Source organism: Bradyrhizobium sp. Mp27 (assembly GCF_029953005.1).
Classification (GTDB): Bacteria; Pseudomonadota; Alphaproteobacteria; order Rhizobiales; family Xanthobacteraceae; genus Bradyrhizobium; species Bradyrhizobium barranii.
The window spans coordinates 1-18751 of sequence record NZ_JASAUS010000084.1 but is presented as its reverse complement, the minus strand read 5'-3'; the positions used below and the strand labels follow the sequence as shown (position 1 = coordinate 18751).

Sequence of the window (18751 nt, the reverse complement as noted above, 5' to 3'; positions counted from 1 at the left end):
TGTTCGGGCTGGCGATCAGTTGCCGGCCACTTCCTTGATGCGCGCGATCATGTCGTCGACGGCCTTGTCGACCGGCACCTTGTTGGTGACGATGGCGTTCACGGCCTTCATCCAGACGTTCTCGTTGTTCAGGGTGGTGAACTTGTAGTTCTTGCTCATCTCGTAGCCGCCGACGCCGGCGAAGAACTGGTCGCGCACGGCGCGGCGATGAACGTCGCCGTCCCAGAAGGCGGACTTCTGCGCGGCCGTCTTGACCGGGAACCAGCGACCGAGCGCGCCTTCGACATAGGGCTGGAGGTTCTCGTCGCGCAGCAGGAACGAGACGAACTCCTTGGCGCGGTCCTTGTTCTTGGCCTGCTCGAAGATCAAGCCGACCACCACGGAGGCGCGGGTGTGGACCGGCGTGCCATCCGGCTTGTTGGGCCAGACCATGGTGCGGATGCGGTCATTATAGTTCTTCTTGGCTTCGTCGCGCTGCTCGGCGGTGAGCGTCTCGTTGCCGGCGTCGTCGAGCCATTTGCCGGGGAGCGAAACCGTCGAGTTGTGGGTCATGATCGTCGTCTTGTTGTGGAAGGCGACGTTGTTGTCGGGATCCTTCCAGCTCGTCGCCGATTGCGGCGTGCAGCCTTTCGCGGCGATCTCGACATAGTCCGTCATGGCGGCGACGAGACCCGCCTTCACCTTGGGATCGTCGACCAGGAGCTTGCCGTTGTCGTCGACGAGCACGACGTTGTAGGCGTCCATGAACACCAGGAACGAGATGAAGCTGTCGGTGGCGTCGACGCCCATCGGATGGCCGATGCCGTAGATGCGCTTGCCGGACGCCTTGCGCACCGCCGGTTGCGCCTTGTCACACCAGAACGACCAATAGCCCTTCCAGTCCTTCGGGATGTCGGTCTCCTTGAGACCTCCCTCCTCCAGCATGTCCTTCCAATAATGCAGATGCAGCGTCGCCTGCTTCAGCGGGAAGGCGTAATAGGCCTTCGCCTTGGTCTTGTCGTTGTACAGCATGACCGTTTCGAGCGACTGCGGGGAGAACTCGCCCTTGATCGGTGCGAGCACGGAGCCGAGATCGACCAGCTTGCCTTCGGAGGCCCACTTGCCGGCGCCCTGGAAATGCTAGGTGTCCGCATAGGTCACGTCGGGTGGACTGCCGGCATCGAGCGCCGCCACCAGCTTCGGCATCATGTCCTGCGTCGCATATTGCGACAGCTCGACCTTGACCCCGGTCTTGGCCTCGAACTTCTTGATGACGGCGAGCAGCGCGTCTTCCTCGGCCTTGTAGTAGCCCTTGTTCCACCAGACGACGAGCTTCTCCTCGGCGGCTGCCGGGCTCGCCGTTCCCATCATCAGCAAGAGCAGCGAAACCGCCATCGAACAGTTTCTGGCCCACCGCAAAACGCTATTCCGCATTGTCGTTTCCTCTCCGTCTCATCCGGCGAGGGGCCCGCCGGTTGCTCTCATGGCGCTTAAAACGCGGCTATGTAAGCGCTTACATATCTGGAGTCAAGCGACCCTTTGAGAGGGAAGCAACCCTCTTGGCGGGACCATGCGCCCTATCGAAGAGACGACCGCTCTCTGCGGGCTCAGGCGCCCCTGGCGTGACCTGCGCTGTCGCGGATTTTAAGAACAGGCATGACTTCGCGGGATTGCGCCTGTGCTTGCCGGCCCGCGATCACGGCGAGGAGCTCCTTGGCCGCGAGGACACCGATCTCCTGATTGTCGACCTTCATCGTCGTGAGCCCCGGAGAAAAGCGCGATGAGATCGCAAGATCATCGAAGCCGGTGATCGAAAAATCCCCGGGCGCGTCCAGGCCGCATTCCCGCGCAGCCATCAACGCACCGAGCGCCAGATTGTCGTTGCCGCAAACGATCGCGGTCGGCCGAACGTCGACGGCTTGCGTCATCAATCCGGCAAAACTGGCCGCGCCGAACTCCAGCGTCGAGGGACCCATCATCAGATCCTGTGCCGCGATTTCCAAACCCGCGGCCGCGAGCGCTTCGCTGACGCCGCGAAGCCTGTCCTTCACGCGGTCGTTATTGGTGTCCGGCTGGAAGATGGCGGCAAACCGGCGATGGCCGAGCGACAGCAGATGCTCCGTCATGCGGCTGAACGCGGCGCGATTGTCAAAGCCGATGCACGGATGCGGTGACAGCTTGCTGTAGGAGTATGTCACGACATAGGGAATGCCGCGCGAGTTGAGCGCGTCAAAAAGCTCGGGGGGATGATTTTCACCCACCACGGCAATTGCTTCCACACCGCGCGCAAGCATCGCTTCGGCCTGCCGCAAGCCCTCGTCCGGATCATAGTTCGAGCAACCCAGGAACAGCGTGAAGCCGCGCTCGCTGAAGACGGTCTGCATGCCGCCGATCTGGTGGGCGAAGATTTCGTCGTCCAGGGTCGGGATGATGGCGCCGGCGATATGCGTCCGGCGCGAGGCCAGCGCCCGTCCGGCAGCATTGGGAATCCAGTTCAGGGCGCGTGCGGCGTCCTTGACCCGCTGCCTGACCTCTTCGGAAACCTTGTCGGGCTCGTTGAAGGCGCGCGAGACGGTCGCGGTCGAGACATTGGCCTTGCGGGCGACCTCCTCGAGCTTGACGCGGCCGCTGCCTCCACGCGCTCTCTTTGAACCTGCCACCATCCCCGCCACGTCGGTCGAACGCCTGATCGATCAATACCTTGCCATGGTATTGACGACCGCCGGAGTCCTCAATGAAAATCTCCCGGCGTGAGGCGCGCGCGCTTCCTAGACGATCCCGCCCTGCCGAAGCGCCGCGATCGCAGCCACGTCGTAGCCAAGCTCAGTCAGGACGAGGTCGGTATGCTCGCCGAGCGTCGGCGGACGCGATGCGATCTCGCCTGGCGTTTCCGACAGCCGGACGGCGGCGCGGGCGACGGGTGCGCGTTTCGGCAGGCCGGGATACTCGACCTCCTGCATGAAGCCGGCGGCGCGAATATGCGGATGGTCAAGCGCCTGTTGCGGGTTGAGGACCGGCCCGGTCGGAATCATGGCCTTGCCCAGAGTGTCGACAGCCTCCTGCGTGGTGCGCTCGGCGCACCAGCGCGCCATCCGCGCGCTGATGACGGGGCCGTTGTTGCCGCGGCTGATGTCGTCGGCAAAGCGCGGATCGTTCAGCCACTGGTCCTCCTCACCCATCAGCTTCGCCCAGCGTTTGAACAGCGGATGCCCTGTGACCTGGCACAGCACCCAGCCGTCCTTTGTGCGGTAGATGTCGGCCGGTGCTGCAGTCTGGCCGAGATTGCCCGTCGGAACACGGTTGACGTTGATGACCGCCTGCTCGATCAGCGTGGCATTGGTGAAGGACAGCGCGGTGGCGAGCAGCGCGCCTTCGACGATCTGCCCACGTCCGGATTTGCCGCGCTCGATCAGGGCTGCGAGCGTCCCGAACGCGCAATGCAGCGCCGTGCCGAAATCGACCCAGTTCACCGCGGCGCGATATGGCGGGTCGCCGGCACCGGTCATGTACACCGAGCCCGACATGACTTGGCCGACGCCATCGAAGCCGACGCGGTCGGACCATGGCCCCGGCCCGCCGAACGCGGTGGCGGTCGTCAAGATGATGTCGGGCTTGATCGCCTTCAAGGAGTCGTAGTCGAGCTTCATCGCGCGCAGCGTCTGCGGCGGCAGATTCGCGACGACGACGTCCGCGGTCGCGATCAGGCGGCGCATCACCTCCTGCCCTTCCGGCTTCATCGGATCGAGCGTGATGCACTTCTTGTTGCGGTTGACCTGCAGGAACAGCGCGCCTTCGCCGCCCCCGCCGACCGGCGCCACGAAGCGGTCCTCGCTGCCGTCGCGCTTTTCCACGCGGATGGCCTCGGCGCCGAATTCGGCCAGCAAGGTCGCGCAATAGGGCCCTGCGATATAGCGCCCGAAATCGAGGACGCGCACGCCCTCCAAAACTCCTCCCATCGATCCCTTCCCATATTCATATGTTCTCGCCAGATTACAGGGACTGGCTGCCACGGCAAGGCGGGAAAGGACATCATGGCCCTGCCCCCAAGATGTGATCGGCGAACAGTTTCGGCTGGCGGAAATTCTGCGCTAGAGTCTTATTCTGACGCGTTTTCTCTACGCGAAGCGGTGTCCACTTCGCTTGAAAACGCTCCAGTATTGCCCCGTCCGTCCCCCAGCCAGAGCACATCCATGCCGCAACAATTCGATCGATCCGCAGAAGATCTCGGCAACGCGATCCATTTCGAGCACGTCAACATCCAGGTCCCCGACCAGCGCCTGGCGACGCTGTTCTACGTGACCGGGCTTGGACTGACCCGCGATCCCTACCTGATGGTGTCCGACACCAACATGTGGATCAATGCCGGACGGAGCCAGTTTCACTTGCCGAGCGGCAGGCCGCAGGTGCTGCGCGGCCATGTCGGGCTGGTCATCGAGGGCCGTGAGGCGCTGCTGGCGCGGCTCGCGTCAGTCGCGAAGAAGCTCGAGGGCACGGCGTTCGCGTTCGCCGAGCACAATGATCATGTCGAGGCGACCTGTCCGTGGGGCAACCGACTGCGCTGCTACGAGCCGGACGCCGCGCGCTTCGGGCGCATCGCGCTCGGGATTCCCTATGTCGAGTTCGACGTGCCGGAAGGCACCACGAAGGCGATTTGCGCCTTCTACCCCGAGATCATGGGCATGCCCGCAAGCTTGCGAAACGGCGACGGCCAGGTCGCCGCCGTGAAGACCGGCCGCGACCAGCATCTGTTGTTCCGCGAGACCGATCGGCCCCAGGGCGACTACGACGGCCACCACGTGCAGATGTACATCACCGACTTCTCCGGCCCTTACCGCAAACTCCTGGCGCGCGACCTGATCTCGCGCGAGGACAATCAATACCAGTACCGCTTCTGCGACATCGTCGATCTCGACAGCGGCAGGCATCTCTTCACGGTCGAGCACGAGGTCCGCAGCGTGACCCATCCGATGTTCATGCGGCCGATGGTCAATCGCAATCCGGCGATCAACAACCGCAATTACGCATTCGGCCACGATCAGTCGCTCTGGGCGATGGGGCTGGATCAATACGAGGGATAGGGGCGGCGAACGCGCGCCTTGCGGCGCGCGCGATCCATGACCTCGGCCTGCCATCAGCAGCCACGGCAGATGATCAGCCGGCGGTCGACCCCCTTGTCGAGCCGCTGCAGCTCCGCGTCTTCGGGCGAAGATTGCGTCGACCCGGGCACGTCGCTGCGTCGCGGCTGCCGGTGACCGATGGGAGCCTGCCGGGACAGGTCCGCGAACTTCATTGCGTCCACACTGCCAGGCGAGGACATGGTCACAGGCGCGCTTGCGCCTCCGGCAGCCCTGAGGCTGGAAACCGATCCGAACAGAAACGTAGCTGCGACGACGGTCACGCCAAGTCTGATTGACATCATCATTCTCCTATCGCGGTGACGTTGCGACGATGCGCACACGATGGATAGGAGGTCCCGGCTACTCGACCATTTCGCCCGCGGCGACATCGCGTTACCATTGCAACCGCGATCGCCGATTGTCGTGCGCCAGCTCTGGATTCCCGTCTTGACGCGCTTCCTTCGCGCGAGCCGGTTTCCGCTTCGCTCGAAAACGCTCTACCGCGCCGCGGCGGCCCGCCTCACGCGTCGTCGCGCGGCCGACGAGGCGACGCTCCGCGCCAGGACGCCGGCGAGCTCCGCCGATATCAGCGGGTGATGAACGAGCTCGGTGATCCCTGACGTCTCCAGCGACGGCACCGCCAGCTCGCGCGTCGAGGGGCTCGCCAGAATCATCGGCAAGGCCGGCGCCGCCGCGTGCAATGCCGCCGCCAGCTCGATCGAGGAGCCTCCGGGCATGTGACACACCAGCGCCGCATCGAAACGCGTTTGCGCGGCGCGGCAGGCAGTGATCGCCTCCGCCAGCCTGGTGAACCCGACCGGCTCATAACCCAGCGCCGCGAGGATTTCCTCATGGCGCAACAGGCGACGGCGGTCGGTGTCGAGCACCAGCACCGTCTCGCCCGCGCCACGGAACGCAAGATCGGGGCTGTGCTGAACCGGCACCACCTCGTCGGGATCGCCGGATGGCAGCCAGACGTCGAAGCGCGTGCCCGCATCCGGCTCGCTCTGCACGGCGACGGCGCCGCCATATTGCTCCGCGATCTCGCGAACGGTCGCGAGCCCGATGCCGTTGCCGTCCGGGCGCGTCGTGAAGAAGGGCTCGAAGATCCGCTCCAGCGTCGCCTCATCCATTCCCGGCCCCAGATCGGTGACCGAAATCACGGTGAAGCGGCCGGGGCCGACCTCACTGCGTCCGATCGACAATGGCTGTTGAAGATCGCGCACCTTGATGCCGAGTTCGATGCAACCCGGCTCCGTCATCGCCTGAGCCGCATTGTTGCAAAGATTCAGGATCACCTGCTGCAACTGGGCGGGCTCGCCCATCACGGTGGCCTCTTCGGCCGACTCATTCACCTCGAACTGGACGTGCGAAGGCAACGAAGCCGCCAGCAGCGATCTGGTCTCGTCGATCAGGGTCCTGACGCAGACACGCTCCCGCCTGCCCTCGCCGCGGCGGCCGAAGCCGAGAATCTGTTCGACCAGTTCGCGCGCCCGCTCGCCGGCACGGCGGATCTCCGCAAGGCTGCCGGCCGGCCGGCCTCCCGACCGGATTCGCGCTTCGGCGATCTCGGCATAGCCGAGGATCGCACCGACGATATTGTTGAAGTTGTGGGCGATGCCGCTGGCAAAGGTGCCGAGGGTTTCCATGCGGCGCGCCTGTTGCAGGCTCGCCTGCAAGCGCTCCTTCTCGCCTTCGAGCCGCACCCGGCGGATCGCGTTGCCGATGGCGTCGAACGCCATGCGAAACAACGAGACTTCGGACCAGTATTCGAGCGCCCCGGCCGGCACGGTATCGAAGCCGAGGATTTCATCGCGATGTCCCCTGACCGCCGTCACGCACAGCCAGCCGCCGACGCCGGCGTCCTCGAGCAGGTTCATCGTGTCGTCGGGATGGGCGGCCTTGACCTTGGGAATATAGACGATACCGCCTTCGCCACCGTCGAAGCGTGGCGCGAGGCTCAGCGCGCGATCGGGCCAACCCCGCTCGAATGCGATCCCGTCACGGGACCACCGATAGGTGCTTGTCGTCGTCCCGGTCGCGCCGACGAAATAGGCGCGATCCGCACCGATGCATCCGGCGAGCTGTTGCAGCGCGGCCTCGACGTCGGCGGTGATCCTCTCGCGGCTCGAATCGATGAACCGCATCGAGATGCCGGCCATGACGTGCTCGAACGCCGCACGGCGGCGCAGCGTGACCGCGCGCCGGTGCAACAGCAATCCGAAATAGACCACACCGCAGAGCAGCAGCAGCGACGTCATGAATTGCAACAGGCGGACCCGGCGCGCCGACGCCCGCGAGGCGAGCTGACGCCTGGTGATCAATGCCAATACGGCATCCTGCTCGCGGTTGTTCGCTTCGGCGACGAGCGTCTTCACGATCGTGTCGATGTCGGGCAGAAGGTCATGCAGCATCTGCCCGTGCATCAGCAACGCGCGGACCGAATCCGTGTCCTGCGGCGGCGCTTGCACGAGCGACAGCTCTTCCAACCGATCCTGGACCTGGCGCGCCACGACGTCCGACGTATCGAGCGTCAGGCGCAGCATCGCCGCCGCCAATGCGGAGGCGGCCGTGACCAGCGCCCGCTGATCCGACTCGGCCAGCTTGTCACTGAACAGACCGAAATAGGCAAAGGAGTTCTGGAGCAGCGCGTTGCGGCTCTTGAACCGTTCGACCAGGTCCTCCTGCCGGAGGGCGCGTGCCGACAGCACATCGATGGCCCTGGTCTCTTCGGCGTTGAGACCCGGCGTTTCGCGCAGCCGCGTCAGGGCGTCGTCATAGGCATCGGTCATCTGCACCAGCTTGTCATAGTTGCGCGACAGGCCGGCGCGCGCGGTCAGCACTTCCCTGGTCATCGCGCGTTCGAACCGGGTGAAGTCGCCAAGCGCCTGGAGCTGACGGTCGTAACGCACCGAATTAAAGTTCAGCCCGTTCAACAAGAGCCAGGTCAGCAGGGCGAGCACGCAGGTTACGCCGATCACGGCGGGGGCAACTTTCATGGGGAGCCTCCGACAGTCGCGCCGCGATAGGTGCCGGTCAGACTATTCAGAAAGGCGACGAGCGCCTTGACCTGCTTCTCCGTCAGCGTCGCGTTCAATTGGGCAAAGGCCATCTTGCGAACCGCGTCATCGAGCGTCGGCGCGCTGCCGTCATGGAAATACGGCGGCGTGGTCGCGACGTTGCGCAGGCTCGGCACGCGCAGAATCTTCGGCTCGGGCGATGCGAGCGGGTGGAATATGCCGTGGCGCTGGAACAGATTGCCGCCGACATTGACGCCCTGATGGCAGGACGCGCAGCCCAGCGATTTGAACAATTGGTAGCCGGCCAGCTCGTCCCCCGACAGCGCCGCGGCGTCACCCGCCAGCCAGCGATCGAACTTGCCGCCCGGCGTGACCAGCGTGCGCTGGAAGTTCGCGAGCGCGTCGACGACATCGCCGCGCTCCGGGCGGTGGCCGTAAGCCGCGAAGAAGCTCTCGCGCATGTCGGGATCGGCATTGAGCTTCTCTGCGATCTCGACCGAGCTGCTCGCCATGGTGCGCGGGCTTTCCAGCGATGCCCTGGTATCGGCTTCGAGGTTGCGTAATTTTCCTTCCCAGCCGAAGCGAAAGCTGAGCGCCGCATTGAAGACCGTGAGCGTGTTGAGCGTGATCTGCGCCCCGTCGGGGCCGACATCGTGCTGCCTCGGGCTCGCGCCGTTCGTCGCGATATCGTGACACGATGCGCAACTGCGTGAATTGTCGTGCGACAGCCTGCGATCGGAGAACAGTCGTTCGCCGAGCTTGACCTTCAGCGGGTTGATTACGGGCGGCGCCGGAATGGGCGTGATGGGCTCATCCTTGCGGACCGACACGAAGGCGGACGGCGACTGCGACGGTGCCGGAGAGACCTTCAGAGAGCACGGCACCAGCGCGCAAATCACGATCGCGCAACGTCGAAGGCCGGCACCTCGTCCGGCCCCGAGAAATCTGGTGAACTGCTGCACGCCCAGCAATGTGGGGGTGGAGCGAGAATTGTCGCGTCTGCTCAAGGAGTTTTGATCGAAGCTGGGTGAGGTCGCGAGAGTGGTGGTCGGCTTGGCGGTGCGAGATCGGAAGAGCCAGCTTGGACGCCAATCGACATGATCGACCGGCTCGCCGCTCGACAGAAGTCCAGCCCCACCAGGGCCATGCAAATCGCGTCAGCAATCACGACAGTACCTCACCATCCACTCGACTTCCGATCGGCCGTTGATCCCGATGTCCCGCAAGGTCCGATCGTCGAACTCCATCAGCCCTGCGACGGCCTTTCTGATTTCCCATTCCCGGCGCCAGTGTGCCGGCAGGGCCATCACAGTCCCGAGAGCCACACCGAGCGAGTGCAGCCAGCTGCGCGCCGGTCGTGCATCGCGCGGCGGGGCGCGATCGAACAGGACGATATTCCCACTGTCGCCGGCGCCATCGCTGACGCTCTTCGCCGGCGCGGGCGGCGTGAGATCTGCCGAAGGCGGCCGGGATTCACGCACAGCGTCCAGCATCGCATGAACCGGCACGGCCGCGGTCGGATGCAATGCGGCGCCGTAAAGGGCAAAGCCTTCCATCACAGACGCGAAGACGGCCCACCAGAATGTGGTGGCAGGCTGGTCTTGCGCGGCCGCCGGCGCGACCGAAGGCGAACCGATGTCGGGCAAGGAATGACCCGCGGCAATCGCACGGAGACTGACCATGCCGCGACCATCCGAACGTGCGACCCAGTTCGCCCCGTCGGGCCCCATATTACCCGGCAAGGCAACGCGGCTCACACCGAGAGAATGCTTCTTCATCGTAAGTCTCCCACATGATGTTGGTGGGAGGCAATCTGGCGGCCCGCTGTTACGCGGAGGTCACGGTCAACGGCAAAACGGCTACAATTGCAATTTCCAATCTCCTCTAGAACGGATCGACCGGCACCGCGAAGACATAGCCGACGCCGCGCTCGGTCTGAATGACGCGCGGCGCGCTCGGATCGGTCTCCAGCTTGCGTCGTAGCCGCAGCACCTGGACGTCGATGCTGCGATCGAAAATATCCTCATGGATGCGGGTCGCCTGCAGCAGATGCTCGCGAGTCAGGGGACGCTGCGGCGCCTCGAGAAAGGCCAGCAGCAGCGCATATTCTCCCTTGCTCAACGGCACCGGCGCTTCATCGGGATCTGTCAGCTTTCGGCTGCGGCGTTCGAGCTTCCAGCCGCTGAAGCGATAGCCCCCGCGCTCGGGATCGCGGGCACGCGCGGCCCGTCCCATCTCCTGCCGCCGCAACACCGCGCGGACGCGCGCCAGCAGCTCCCTCAGGGAGAACGGCTTGATGATGTAGTCGTCGGCGCCGAGCTCGAGCCCGACGATGCGATCGATCTCGTCGGGGCGATGGCCCGTCGTGATGATGACCGGCACGTCGGAATGCGACCGGATTTCCCTCAACAGGTCCAGACCGTCATCCTGACCAAGCCGAAGGTCGAGGATGATCAGGCTCGGCTGGCTGCCATCGAGATAGTGGTTCAATTCCGATCTGTTGGAGGCCGCCCTTGTCGGGATATTATGCTCCTCGAGATATTTGATCACCATTTGCCTTAACGTCGGATCGTCATCGACGACGACGATGTGGCCAATATCTGCAAGCATTCCATACTCTCAAAATTCGCCGTCCGCCGAGTGAGCTGTACTTAAAAGTTACGAACGTCAACGTCCGGCTGTGGTGAAATGATATTGATGTCGTCCGAATTGGAATCGCTCAAAATAGAACGGGATACCCGCGGTCATCGGCACACACTGAGTCCATCTATGGTGCCGTGATGACGTCGCAACAGGGTAATTCTGCGGCTAATTCCGCCGGATGTCGCATACGTGAATAATTGTGATCCCAACGCTTGCTACTTCGGGGCGATATGAAGCCTGCGGCCTGCGCTGTCGTTCAGCGACTGCGCTGGGCTGCGCAGACTGTTGCGCGCCGCGCCGGGCGCGACCGTTTGCGGGCTTCACGAAATCATCAGGAGCCCGGCAGAGCCAACAGGTACTGGTAGATCGCGGCGAGATCGTCGTCATCCATCCGCCCGATCGGCCGCCACGGCATCTGCTCGCCGAGCCGATGCCCGTTCGGATCAACGCCTGTGCGCATGGTGTCGACGAACTGCGCAAGGCTCCAGTTCTTGACGATACCGAGGTCCGGTCCAAGCGGCGGCAATTGTCCCGGCACGCCGCCGCCGAGATCCCTGCCGTGGCATTCGCGGCAATCCTGATAGGACAGCAGGTACTTGCCATAGAGCGCCGTCGGCGCCTTCGGCGGCGCGGTGATCACGCCGGTGAAGACGGGCTTCGCATCCGGCAACAATCCGGCGCCCAGCATCACGATGCCCAGCAGGCTGAAGCGATCCGGCGGATCCGGGGTCTGCGCACCGCTCGCGGGCAGGCTGCGGATGTAGGCGATCACGGCCTTGGTGTCGTCGTCACTGAGCCGGCCGGCATTGGTGAAGGACATGATCGCCAGCCAGCGCCCCCTCGCGTCGATCCCATTGCGAATGGCACGAAAGATCTCGCCATCGGACCAATTCTTCAGGACGCCGGCGGGCGTGAGATTGGCCGGCACGAACGAGCCGATGGGAATCGGGAGATCCTTGGCGACGTCGCCGCCGCCGGTCAGCGTCCCGGTCTGCGAGTGACATGCGGCGCAAAAGCCGTCGGCCACGGCCATGCCTCGGGCAATCTGGTCCGGTGTCGCCTCGATCTTCACATCCGGGACCGGTGCAGAACGGGCGTGTTGCCGGACGATACCGACCGCGGTCAAAGCGGCGACGCCGAACACTGAGACGGCCAGCATGGCCGTCAGCACCATGCCGCTCCACTTCGCCAGAGCAGATTTCGTCCGGGAGGCGCGAACGCCCAGCCAGGCGAGAAACGCGATGAACGCAACCATCGCAATCAGGGCAAAAATATTTTCCATGGCAGTCCTCAATGAATTTGGCGCGACCGATGTCGCGCGACATCCGGATCGTCAAAAATGAATTTCGGCCGACGCCAACGCGCCAATATCTGCGAAGGTGTGCCATGCGGAGGTCTGCCGGATTAACAGCGCGGTGTTTCCGTGCCGTTTCATCGCTTGCCGCTCGCGTTACAATTGTAATCCTGTGCGAGCTATCGGCTTCCGGCGCGATGTCACCGGTTTTTGCATCGGCCTTTTTGCTTGGCCTTGGCAGCGCCACGATGCGTTGCCGCCGTAACCATTTCCATTGCCGCCGGAAGCCATGGCGTAACGGCGATCGCTTCAATTGCCTCTTACTCGACCGGACGCCCTGGGGCGACCGTGCATCGATCATCAAGAGGTCAACTCACATGAAGATTCTTATCGCTTCGACACCTGCGACGGGTCATCTCAATCCGATGCTGGCGATCACGCAAATCCTGCGTGGCGATGGTCACGAGATCGCTTTCCTGACGGGCACCGCCTTTCGTGCCCGCGTCGAAGCCAGCGGCGTGAAGTTCTTTCCCCTTCCCGAGGACGCGGACTTTGATCCAAACGACGTCTTCTCGCGATTCCCCGAACTCAAGACCATTCCGCCGGGACTGGAGTGGTTCCGTGTTGCTTGCGAGCGCATCTTCGTCGACGCCATTCCGGCTCAGCACCAGGGGCTGCTGCAAATCCTGCGGCAATTCCCCGCCGACATCATTGTCGCCGACGACATGCTGTTCGGTGTACTGCCGATGCTGCTCGGACCGCGCTCGCAGCGGCCTCCCATCGCGCTCTGCGGGACCTCGTTTCTGCATTGGGCGCGCGAGGACGGCGGGCCCAATTTCCTCGGTCTGCCGCCGGCAAAGACCGACGAGGAGCGCGATCGCTATGCGACCATGGCGCGGGAATTTGATGCGGCAGTCGATCAGCCGGTGTCAATGCGCCTGAACCGGGCGTTGAAGTCTCTCGGGGTCGGGCCGATCGCGATGCCGCTCTTCCATTCCGTGGTCGCTCTCGGGGATGCCTATCTGCAATTGTCGGTGCCAAGCTTCGAATTTCCTCGCGAGATTCCGCCCTCAGTGCATTTCGTCGGCACCCCGCCGATCATCGCCAACCAGGTCCCGCCGCCGTCCTGGGCCGAAGAGCTCGACGGATCGCGCAAGATCGTTCTGGTGACGCAGGGAACGGTGGCCAATCACAATTTCAATCTGCTGGTTGCCCCGACGCTGGCCGCCCTCGCGGACGAGGAAGACATCCTGGTGATCGTGACGGCAGGCGGCCGCCCGGTTGACGCCATCCCCGGCAAGATCCCGTCGAACGCGCGCATCGCCAGCTATCTGCCGTTCGAATGGCTGCTGCCGAACGTCGACGTGCTCGTCACCAATGGCGGCTATGGCAGCGTCAACCAGGCCATGAGCTTCGGCATCCCGCTGGTCACCGCGGGGCTGACCGAAGACAAGGCCGACGTCAACGCGCGGGTCGCATGGTCCGGGGTCGGCATCAACCTCGCGACCAACGAGCCGACACCGAAGGCGTTGCGCGACGCGGTGCGGACGGTGCTCGATCAATCCCGCTTCCAGTCGCGTGCCTCGCAGATCGCGGACGAATTCGCCGGGATCGACACGCGGGCCGAAGTCCTCCGGGTCATCGGCGAGCTCGTGGCCGACGAGAGCTCGCATACCGGCGCGATGGCGGCAAGCCGGCGGCGGCGCGCGTAATCGCCGAACGCGACGATGGAGGGCGGGCGACCGCGCCTCCATCACCTCATGCACATCGAACCTCATGCACATCGACCAAGCCGGAACCGGAAATCCGTCCATGCAAATCGACCCCGCATCCTTCGCCTTCACGCTGCTGCTCGGATTTCTGGCGGCCGTGCCCTATTCCGGCATCGACATCAATCTGCCGGCGCTGGCAGCAACCGGCGCGACGCTCAACGCGAGCGCGTCGGATGTCGGGTTGACCATGAGCGCCTTCATGCTCAGCCTCGCCACCGCGCCGCTGATCTACGGACCTATCTCCGACCGCCTGGGCCGCAAGCCGATTCTGGCATTCGGCCTCGTACTGTTCGTCGCCGCAAGCCTTGCCTGCGCGAAGGCGTCCTCGCTGCCGGTTCTGTTGCTGGGCCGCTTCGTCCAGGGCATCGGCGCCGCCGCCACCGCAACGACCTTCGCCATCATTCGCGATCTCTTCGACGGCAACGCCGCGCGAGGCAAGACCGCCAACGTCATGGTCACAGTCAATGTCGCGACCGTGATCGCACCGACGGCCGGCGCCGCCCTGCTGGCGATCGATCTATGCCGCCCAGGCGGGGATCGGTCTCATGCTGCTGGTCGTGGTGATGTTTCGCTTCGCGGAGACTGCGACGACCGACCGCTCCGGCCGCCTGGCGCTTTCGGCTGTCATCGACAGCTACCGCCAGGTGCTGACACATCCGGTGTCGTTGCCTTTCATCCTGGTCGGCGCCGCGGGCGGCGCGACCGTGTTTGCCTACGTCACCGGCGCCTCGCTGTTCTTCGTCGGCGCCGTCGGACTGCGCCCCGAGCAATATGGCCTGATCTTCAGCGCGTGCTCAGGGGCCGTCATGGTCGGCGCCTTTCTCGACGGCCAGCTCGGCCGGCGCGGCGTAGAGTCCGCCCGCATGCTCGCAACCGGGCTGACGTTGTCGGCCGCCGCCAGCACCGCCCTGCTCGCGATGACATTGGCCGGCTGGATGCCCACGTCACTCGTGGTCGCGCTGCTGATGGCGGTCGCCCTCGGCTTCGGGTTCAGCGTGCCGAACGTGATGAGCGCGACGATGCAGCGTCTCCCGGAGATCGCGGGCGCCGTCAGCGCCGCCGCCGGAAGCATTCAGCTGACCGCCGGCGCAATATCGAGCGGATTGGTCGCACTTCGCTTCGACGGGCGGACCGCGTTGTCAATGACGGCGGTGATGGCAGCAACGTCGCTGCTCGCTCTGGTTCTCTATCTGCTGGTCGCGCGCCCCGCCGAACGCCGCCTACCGTCGCAGACGATCGATCCCGGCGTGGCGGTCCGCAGCCCCACGAAGTCCTGAGTTCGCCGAATCCAGCTGGCAGCCCGGCGCATCCGTCGGGTTGCGACCTGACTAGGCCAGTGAGGGATCGAACCTCCGAATGGCGGAACCAAAACCTGCTTGATTGTTCGACTATTTCAATCCGCATTTGGAACAAGCGGCGTGGCGCGCCCCGCCCTTATTCTCGCCGCCATCATCATTCAGGAACGCGCGCAGGGGGCGGGCTCCTCCAGGGGGCAGTTCCCAAAGGTTCTGCGTGATCATCCGACGTTTAGTGCAACACGAAGTGATTGCGTCCCGCCGTGCGCTCCTTGGCGGGCTTGCGTCCTCGGCCTGCGTTGTCGCACTGGGCGGATGCGCCAGCCTTGCTACCGGCGCACGCTACGACGCTTCGTCGCTTTCAGTCGACCCTACATTGCTCGTCGTCACCACGCGCAAGCCAGTGAGCGGCGGCCGGTCGAAGCCGTGGTTCGGGCCGGAGCGAGCTTCTACGATGACCGTCGCACGAGCGAAGCTTGTGGCGCCTGGTGACAGCCGTTTCTCTCTGGCTGCAGCCGGGCTTGACGATTGGCGTCTTGATGGGGTCGAGCCGGTATCGGGCGATGTCGGCAGTCTTGTCGCGCCGGCCGGCGGCGGACCAGATGTTCTCATCTACGTGCACGGCTTCAAGCAGACGTTCGAGACAGCGGCGCTCGATGCCGCGCATCTCTCCGATGGCATCAAGTTCCGCGGCCAGACGATGGTATTCTCCTGGCCCTCGAAGGCTGGACTGTTCGACTACGCCTATGACCGCGACAGCGCAATGTGGTCTCGCGATGGCTTCGAACGCGTGCTGCAATCCGTCGTGACGAGTTCAAGCGCCGGCCGCGTCCACATCGTCGCGCACAGCATGGGAACCATGCTGACGCTCGAAAGCCTGCGCCAGCTCTATGCGCGATCCGGTGACGCCGTTGCGGGCAGGATCGGGGCCGTGGTGTTCGCCGCGCCGGACATCGACATGGACGTGTTCTCGTCGTCGATCAACCGCATCGGTCCGCTTTCGCGCAAGATCACCGTCATCGCCGCAACGAACGACCGCGCGCTGGCGTTGTCGGGGCAAATCGCTGGTGGGATGACACGGGTCGGCGCTGCCGAGAAGACCGCCATCGAAGGGCTCGGGGTGCGCGTGGTCGATGCGTCCGAGGCAGGCTGGGGCGTTATCAACCACGACCTGTTCCTGTCGAATGCGGAGGTGCGCCAGGTGATCCGCCGCTCGATTGATACCGTGGCCGCGTGAATCCGGCGTGGCGGAAACGATATCGCTGATGCAGGATCTTGGGGCTAGCTCTGACAGCCCGTTGACAGGTTCAATGCCTTGAACAGGCCATCGAAGACACCTGACCGGCAGGGCTTGACCTCCGCGACTGCTTTGGCGCGCTTGGCATTCGCAATTGCCTTGGACGTTCCCTGCGCGGGCCGAGGTCTGGGCAGCATGACCGCGAATTTTCTCCCGCTTGCGGTGCGCTGGTGTGGCGCGATGATCTTCAAAGGCTCTGGCGCAACCGTCGCTGTTTGATCCGGCAGAGGCATCGGTTCGCTCACGGAGACCGGCTGCGGAGGCGCCTCAAATTGCATGTGCGGGATTTCGAGCCGGTCTGCCGTCGTCAGCGTATCGGCTGAGACGCGTAACCCGACGGTCGCCTGAACGGGCGGCACGTTCACGGGCTTTGTCATGCGCGGCGCCGTCTCAAGCTCCATCACCGCGAGTGTACCGAAGCCAACGAGGATGAGAGCCGCCTTCATCTGATTTCACGCTTCCCGAACGAGACGCCTCGTTCAAAGCCTGCCGAAAAATAAGCTCCCGAAAATCGAAGACCGATTGCAGGCATCCAATAAGGCGGCTTGGCGGCAGAACCGAACCAGCCGGCGCGACCACGGGACAAGATCAGAGACAGGGTTAACGCGGGTCATGCGAACCGGCCCCTTATGCGGAGTGCTCGCCGTCGCCTAACGACCGGCACCTGAGGCCCCCCTCGAGCTCGCAATGTGCTAGTCTGAGCCGGCACTCAGCCCGGACGGTGCACCGTGACCGATGGTCGTCACCCGGCATGGACCGAGGAAAGCCGCTTTCGCGGTGCGCTCGACGATGTGATCATCATCCCGCTTGTTGTTGTCGCGCTCGCCACGAACAAGATCCTGCGTTTCGTTCTTTCGATCTTGATGCGGATGCTTGACTACGCCTTCCCTTTTGCAATGCAGATTGTCTGGCTTCCGCTCTTCGCGGCCAGGGTTTTCGGCGACGTCATCGTGACTGTCATCGATGGCGCGGTGCGCTTCCTTCCCCTGTCCGCGGCGAAGCGTCGGCAGTGGGGTAGATCGATTCGCCGAAACTGGTTGTGGTTCCGGCGGAAGATCAGCTATCGGGCGTTCGAACAAGCCATACATGATGCCTTTGAAGGCGGCATGGCATGGGTGTTCAGAACATGCCGGCATCTCACGCCGAACACCGCATTGCTCGTGATCCTTTGCGCGATCCTTTGGCTGCCGATCTCTTTCGGTGCGGCAACGGCGATGCACGCGGTATTGTTTGCCAAGGTCACGTCCTGGCCAGCCTGGATGCAACTCCTGCATCCGCTCGCAACGGTCATCGCGAAGAGCAAGCTTCTGGTGCTACCGGTCTATCCGGCAGCCTGGCCGCAGGCCAAGAAGCACCCGCTCGTTCAGCTCGTCTTCAAGGGCTACGACAACATCAAGCGCGTGCATGTGATCAGAAAGGTCGGCCTTCGCTATCGGCAGGCAGAGATCGCCGGGACCGCGGCGGTTGAGAGGCTCGAGCGCGTTGCCGGCCTCACGTCGGCGGTGCGATGGTTGCGTGAGGCGCATGTCGCAGAGCATCTCGGCGTCGAGAAGCCCACTCAGGAATTGCGTTCGTTCTTCGCGCGATGGTCCATCAAGTTCTCAGCTGAGTATTACGAAGCGAAGGAACGGCAAGCCTCAGCCGGCCCATCATCGAACAGCAGCAACCCGCGAACGCCGGGTTGACCATCAATCGTCAATGGCCTCACCCTGCCGCCGTCGCCGCCCGATCTCTCTTCAACAGGCAGCGGACTGCGCCATTTTCCAAATGAAGCAAGGAATCGGCCATCCCTTTCCTTGTCTGCCGTTCGGCCATGAGCGGGTTGATCTAGAAATCCATACCGCCCATGCCTCCCATGCCGCCGCCACCCGCAGGCGCGCCGCCGCCGGCGTTCCTCTTCGGCACCTCGGCCACCATGGCTTCGGTGGTGATCAGGAGAGCCGCGACCGAGGCCGCGTTCTGGATCGCCACGCGAACCACCTTGGTCGGGTCGATGATGCCCTTGGCGACCAAGTTGCCGTACTCACCCGTCTGCGAGTCGAAGCCGTAGGCGTACTGTTCCTTTTCCAGGATCTTGCCGACGATGACCGAGCCGTCTTCGCCGGCGTTGATCGCGATCTGGCGAGCGGGAGCCGACAGCGCCTTGCGCACGATCTCGACGCCGGTCTTCTGGTCGTCGTTCTTGGTGCGCAGCCCCTTGAGATGCTCGGAGGCACGGAGCAAGGCGACGCCGCCGCCCGGGACGATGCCTTCCTCGACCGCCGCGCGGGTCGCATGCATCGCGTCATCAACGCGATCCTTGCGCTCCTTCACCTCGACCTCGGTCGCGCCGCC

At 64.1% G+C, this 18751-nt stretch carries 15 protein-coding genes and 2 pseudogenes; 6 read left to right on the top strand and 11 right to left on the bottom strand.

All coding sequences use genetic code 11. The annotated features are described in order from the left end of the window. Positions 1-15 precede the first annotated feature (15 nt). The 3 genes and pseudogenes from QJT78_RS32030 to QJT78_RS32020 form a co-directional block, all read right to left on the bottom strand. Positions 16-1374, bottom strand: a pseudogene (locus QJT78_RS32030) (ABC transporter substrate-binding protein). A gap of 212 nt (positions 1375-1586) precedes the next feature. After that, positions 1587-2642 carry a LacI family DNA-binding transcriptional regulator gene (locus QJT78_RS32025; RefSeq protein WP_038944103.1) on the bottom strand — a complete coding sequence of 352 codons (1056 nt, stop codon included), beginning with the start codon at positions 2640-2642 and terminating at the stop codon, positions 1587-1589. A gap of 105 nt (positions 2643-2747) precedes the next feature. Continuing rightward, positions 2748-3935, bottom strand: coding sequence for a CoA transferase (locus QJT78_RS32020; protein ID WP_038944102.1), 1188 nt, complete (start codon positions 3933-3935; stop codon positions 2748-2750). A gap of 234 nt (positions 3936-4169) precedes the next feature. Here QJT78_RS32020 and QJT78_RS32015 point away from each other — a divergent pair, with 234 nt between their 5' ends. Further along, positions 4170-5057 carry a glyoxalase/bleomycin resistance/dioxygenase family protein gene (locus QJT78_RS32015; RefSeq protein WP_038944101.1) on the top strand — a complete coding sequence of 296 codons (888 nt, stop codon included), beginning with the start codon at positions 4170-4172 and terminating at the stop codon, positions 5055-5057. Between the two features lie 53 nt (positions 5058-5110). Here the strand turns inward: QJT78_RS32015 and QJT78_RS32010 are convergent, their stop codons facing one another. The 6 genes from QJT78_RS32010 to QJT78_RS31985 form a co-directional block, all read right to left on the bottom strand. Further along, positions 5111-5269, bottom strand: coding sequence for a hypothetical protein (locus QJT78_RS32010; protein WP_155257957.1), 159 nt, complete (start codon positions 5267-5269; stop codon positions 5111-5113). Between the two features lie 324 nt (positions 5270-5593). After that, complete coding sequence (locus tag QJT78_RS32005) at positions 5594-8095, bottom strand: two-component system VirA-like sensor kinase (RefSeq protein WP_281460406.1); 2502 nt, start codon at positions 8093-8095, stop codon at positions 5594-5596. After that, the gene (locus QJT78_RS32000) at positions 8092-9000 is read right to left on the bottom strand and encodes a cytochrome c peroxidase (protein ID WP_240537668.1); all 909 of its coding nucleotides are present in this window, start codon (positions 8998-9000) and stop codon (positions 8092-8094) included. The genes QJT78_RS32005 and QJT78_RS32000 overlap by 4 nt, the downstream gene beginning before the upstream one ends. A 273-nt stretch (positions 9001-9273) precedes the next feature. Beyond that, positions 9274-9762 carry a DUF1127 domain-containing protein gene (locus QJT78_RS31995; protein WP_162136534.1) on the bottom strand — a complete coding sequence of 163 codons (489 nt, stop codon included), beginning with the start codon at positions 9760-9762 and terminating at the stop codon, positions 9274-9276. A gap of 238 nt (positions 9763-10000) precedes the next feature. Continuing rightward, positions 10001-10726 carry a response regulator gene (locus tag QJT78_RS31990; protein WP_014497160.1) on the bottom strand — a complete coding sequence of 242 codons (726 nt, stop codon included), beginning with the start codon at positions 10724-10726 and terminating at the stop codon, positions 10001-10003. Between the two features lie 364 nt (positions 10727-11090). Further along, a complete protein-coding gene (locus QJT78_RS31985; RefSeq protein ID WP_028151872.1) occupies positions 11091-12041 on the bottom strand; it encodes a c-type cytochrome in 951 nt (316 codons plus the stop codon). Positions 12042-12430: 389 nt separating this feature from the next. Between QJT78_RS31985 and QJT78_RS31980 the strand changes: the two genes are divergently transcribed. The 4 genes and pseudogenes from QJT78_RS31980 (at position 12431) to QJT78_RS31970 (ending at position 16357) form a co-directional block, all read left to right on the top strand. After that, positions 12431-13765 (top strand): glycosyltransferase, encoded by a 1335-nt coding sequence (locus QJT78_RS31980; RefSeq protein WP_028151871.1) that lies wholly within the window; start codon positions 12431-12433, stop codon positions 13763-13765. Between the two features lie 247 nt (positions 13766-14012). Then, a pseudogene (locus QJT78_RS53230) lies at positions 14013-14156 on the top strand (MFS transporter); the annotation flags it as partial. A gap of 214 nt (positions 14157-14370) precedes the next feature. Then, entirely contained in the window at positions 14371-15102 is a 732-nt protein-coding gene (locus QJT78_RS53225) for an MFS transporter (RefSeq protein ID WP_348652398.1), read from the top strand. 235 nt (positions 15103-15337) lie between these two features. Continuing rightward, complete coding sequence (locus QJT78_RS31970) at positions 15338-16357, top strand: alpha/beta fold hydrolase (RefSeq protein WP_038944099.1); 1020 nt, start codon at positions 15338-15340, stop codon at positions 16355-16357. Positions 16358-16401: 44 nt separating this feature from the next. Here the strand turns inward: QJT78_RS31970 and QJT78_RS31965 are convergent, their stop codons facing one another. Then, on the bottom strand, positions 16402-16782 hold the full coding sequence (locus tag QJT78_RS31965; protein WP_240537667.1) for a hypothetical protein: 381 nt from the start codon (positions 16780-16782) through the stop codon (positions 16402-16404). A 363-nt stretch (positions 16783-17145) separates the two neighbouring features. On the opposite strand from QJT78_RS31965, the gene QJT78_RS31960 reads away from it, so the two are divergent. After that, on the top strand, positions 17146-18102 hold the full coding sequence (locus QJT78_RS31960; protein WP_028151868.1) for a hypothetical protein: 957 nt from the start codon (positions 17146-17148) through the stop codon (positions 18100-18102). A 142-nt stretch (positions 18103-18244) separates the two neighbouring features. On the opposite strand, the gene QJT78_RS31955 is transcribed toward QJT78_RS31960, so the two are convergent. Continuing rightward, positions 18245-18751, bottom strand: a 507-nt coding sequence (locus QJT78_RS31955) for a TCP-1/cpn60 chaperonin family protein (RefSeq protein WP_281460405.1), incomplete at its 5' end; no start/stop codon positions are given.

What these genes read in the sequence shown, in the direction of transcription:
- QJT78_RS32025 (WP_038944103.1), bottom strand. Translation starts at nt 2,642, where the DNA reads ATGGTGGCAGGTTCAAAGAGAGCGCGTGGAGGCAGCGGCCGCGTCAAG.
- QJT78_RS32020 (WP_038944102.1), bottom strand. Translation starts at nt 3,935, where the DNA reads ATGGGAGGAGTTTTGGAGGGCGTGCGCGTCCTCGATTTCGGGCGCTAT.
- QJT78_RS32015 (WP_038944101.1), top strand. Translation starts at nt 4,170, where the DNA reads ATGCCGCAACAATTCGATCGATCCGCAGAAGATCTCGGCAACGCGATC.
- QJT78_RS32010 (WP_155257957.1), bottom strand. Translation starts at nt 5,269, where the DNA reads ATGAAGTTCGCGGACCTGTCCCGGCAGGCTCCCATCGGTCACCGGCAG.
- QJT78_RS32005 (WP_281460406.1), bottom strand. Translation starts at nt 8,095, where the DNA reads ATGAAAGTTGCCCCCGCCGTGATCGGCGTAACCTGCGTGCTCGCCCTG.
- QJT78_RS31990 (WP_014497160.1), bottom strand. Translation starts at nt 10,726, where the DNA reads ATGCTTGCAGATATTGGCCACATCGTCGTCGTCGATGACGATCCGACG.
- QJT78_RS31985 (WP_028151872.1), bottom strand. Translation starts at nt 12,041, where the DNA reads ATGGAAAATATTTTTGCCCTGATTGCGATGGTTGCGTTCATCGCGTTT.
- QJT78_RS31980 (WP_028151871.1), top strand. Translation starts at nt 12,431, where the DNA reads ATGAAGATTCTTATCGCTTCGACACCTGCGACGGGTCATCTCAATCCG.
- QJT78_RS53225 (WP_348652398.1), top strand. Translation starts at nt 14,371, where the DNA reads ATGCTGCTGGTCGTGGTGATGTTTCGCTTCGCGGAGACTGCGACGACC.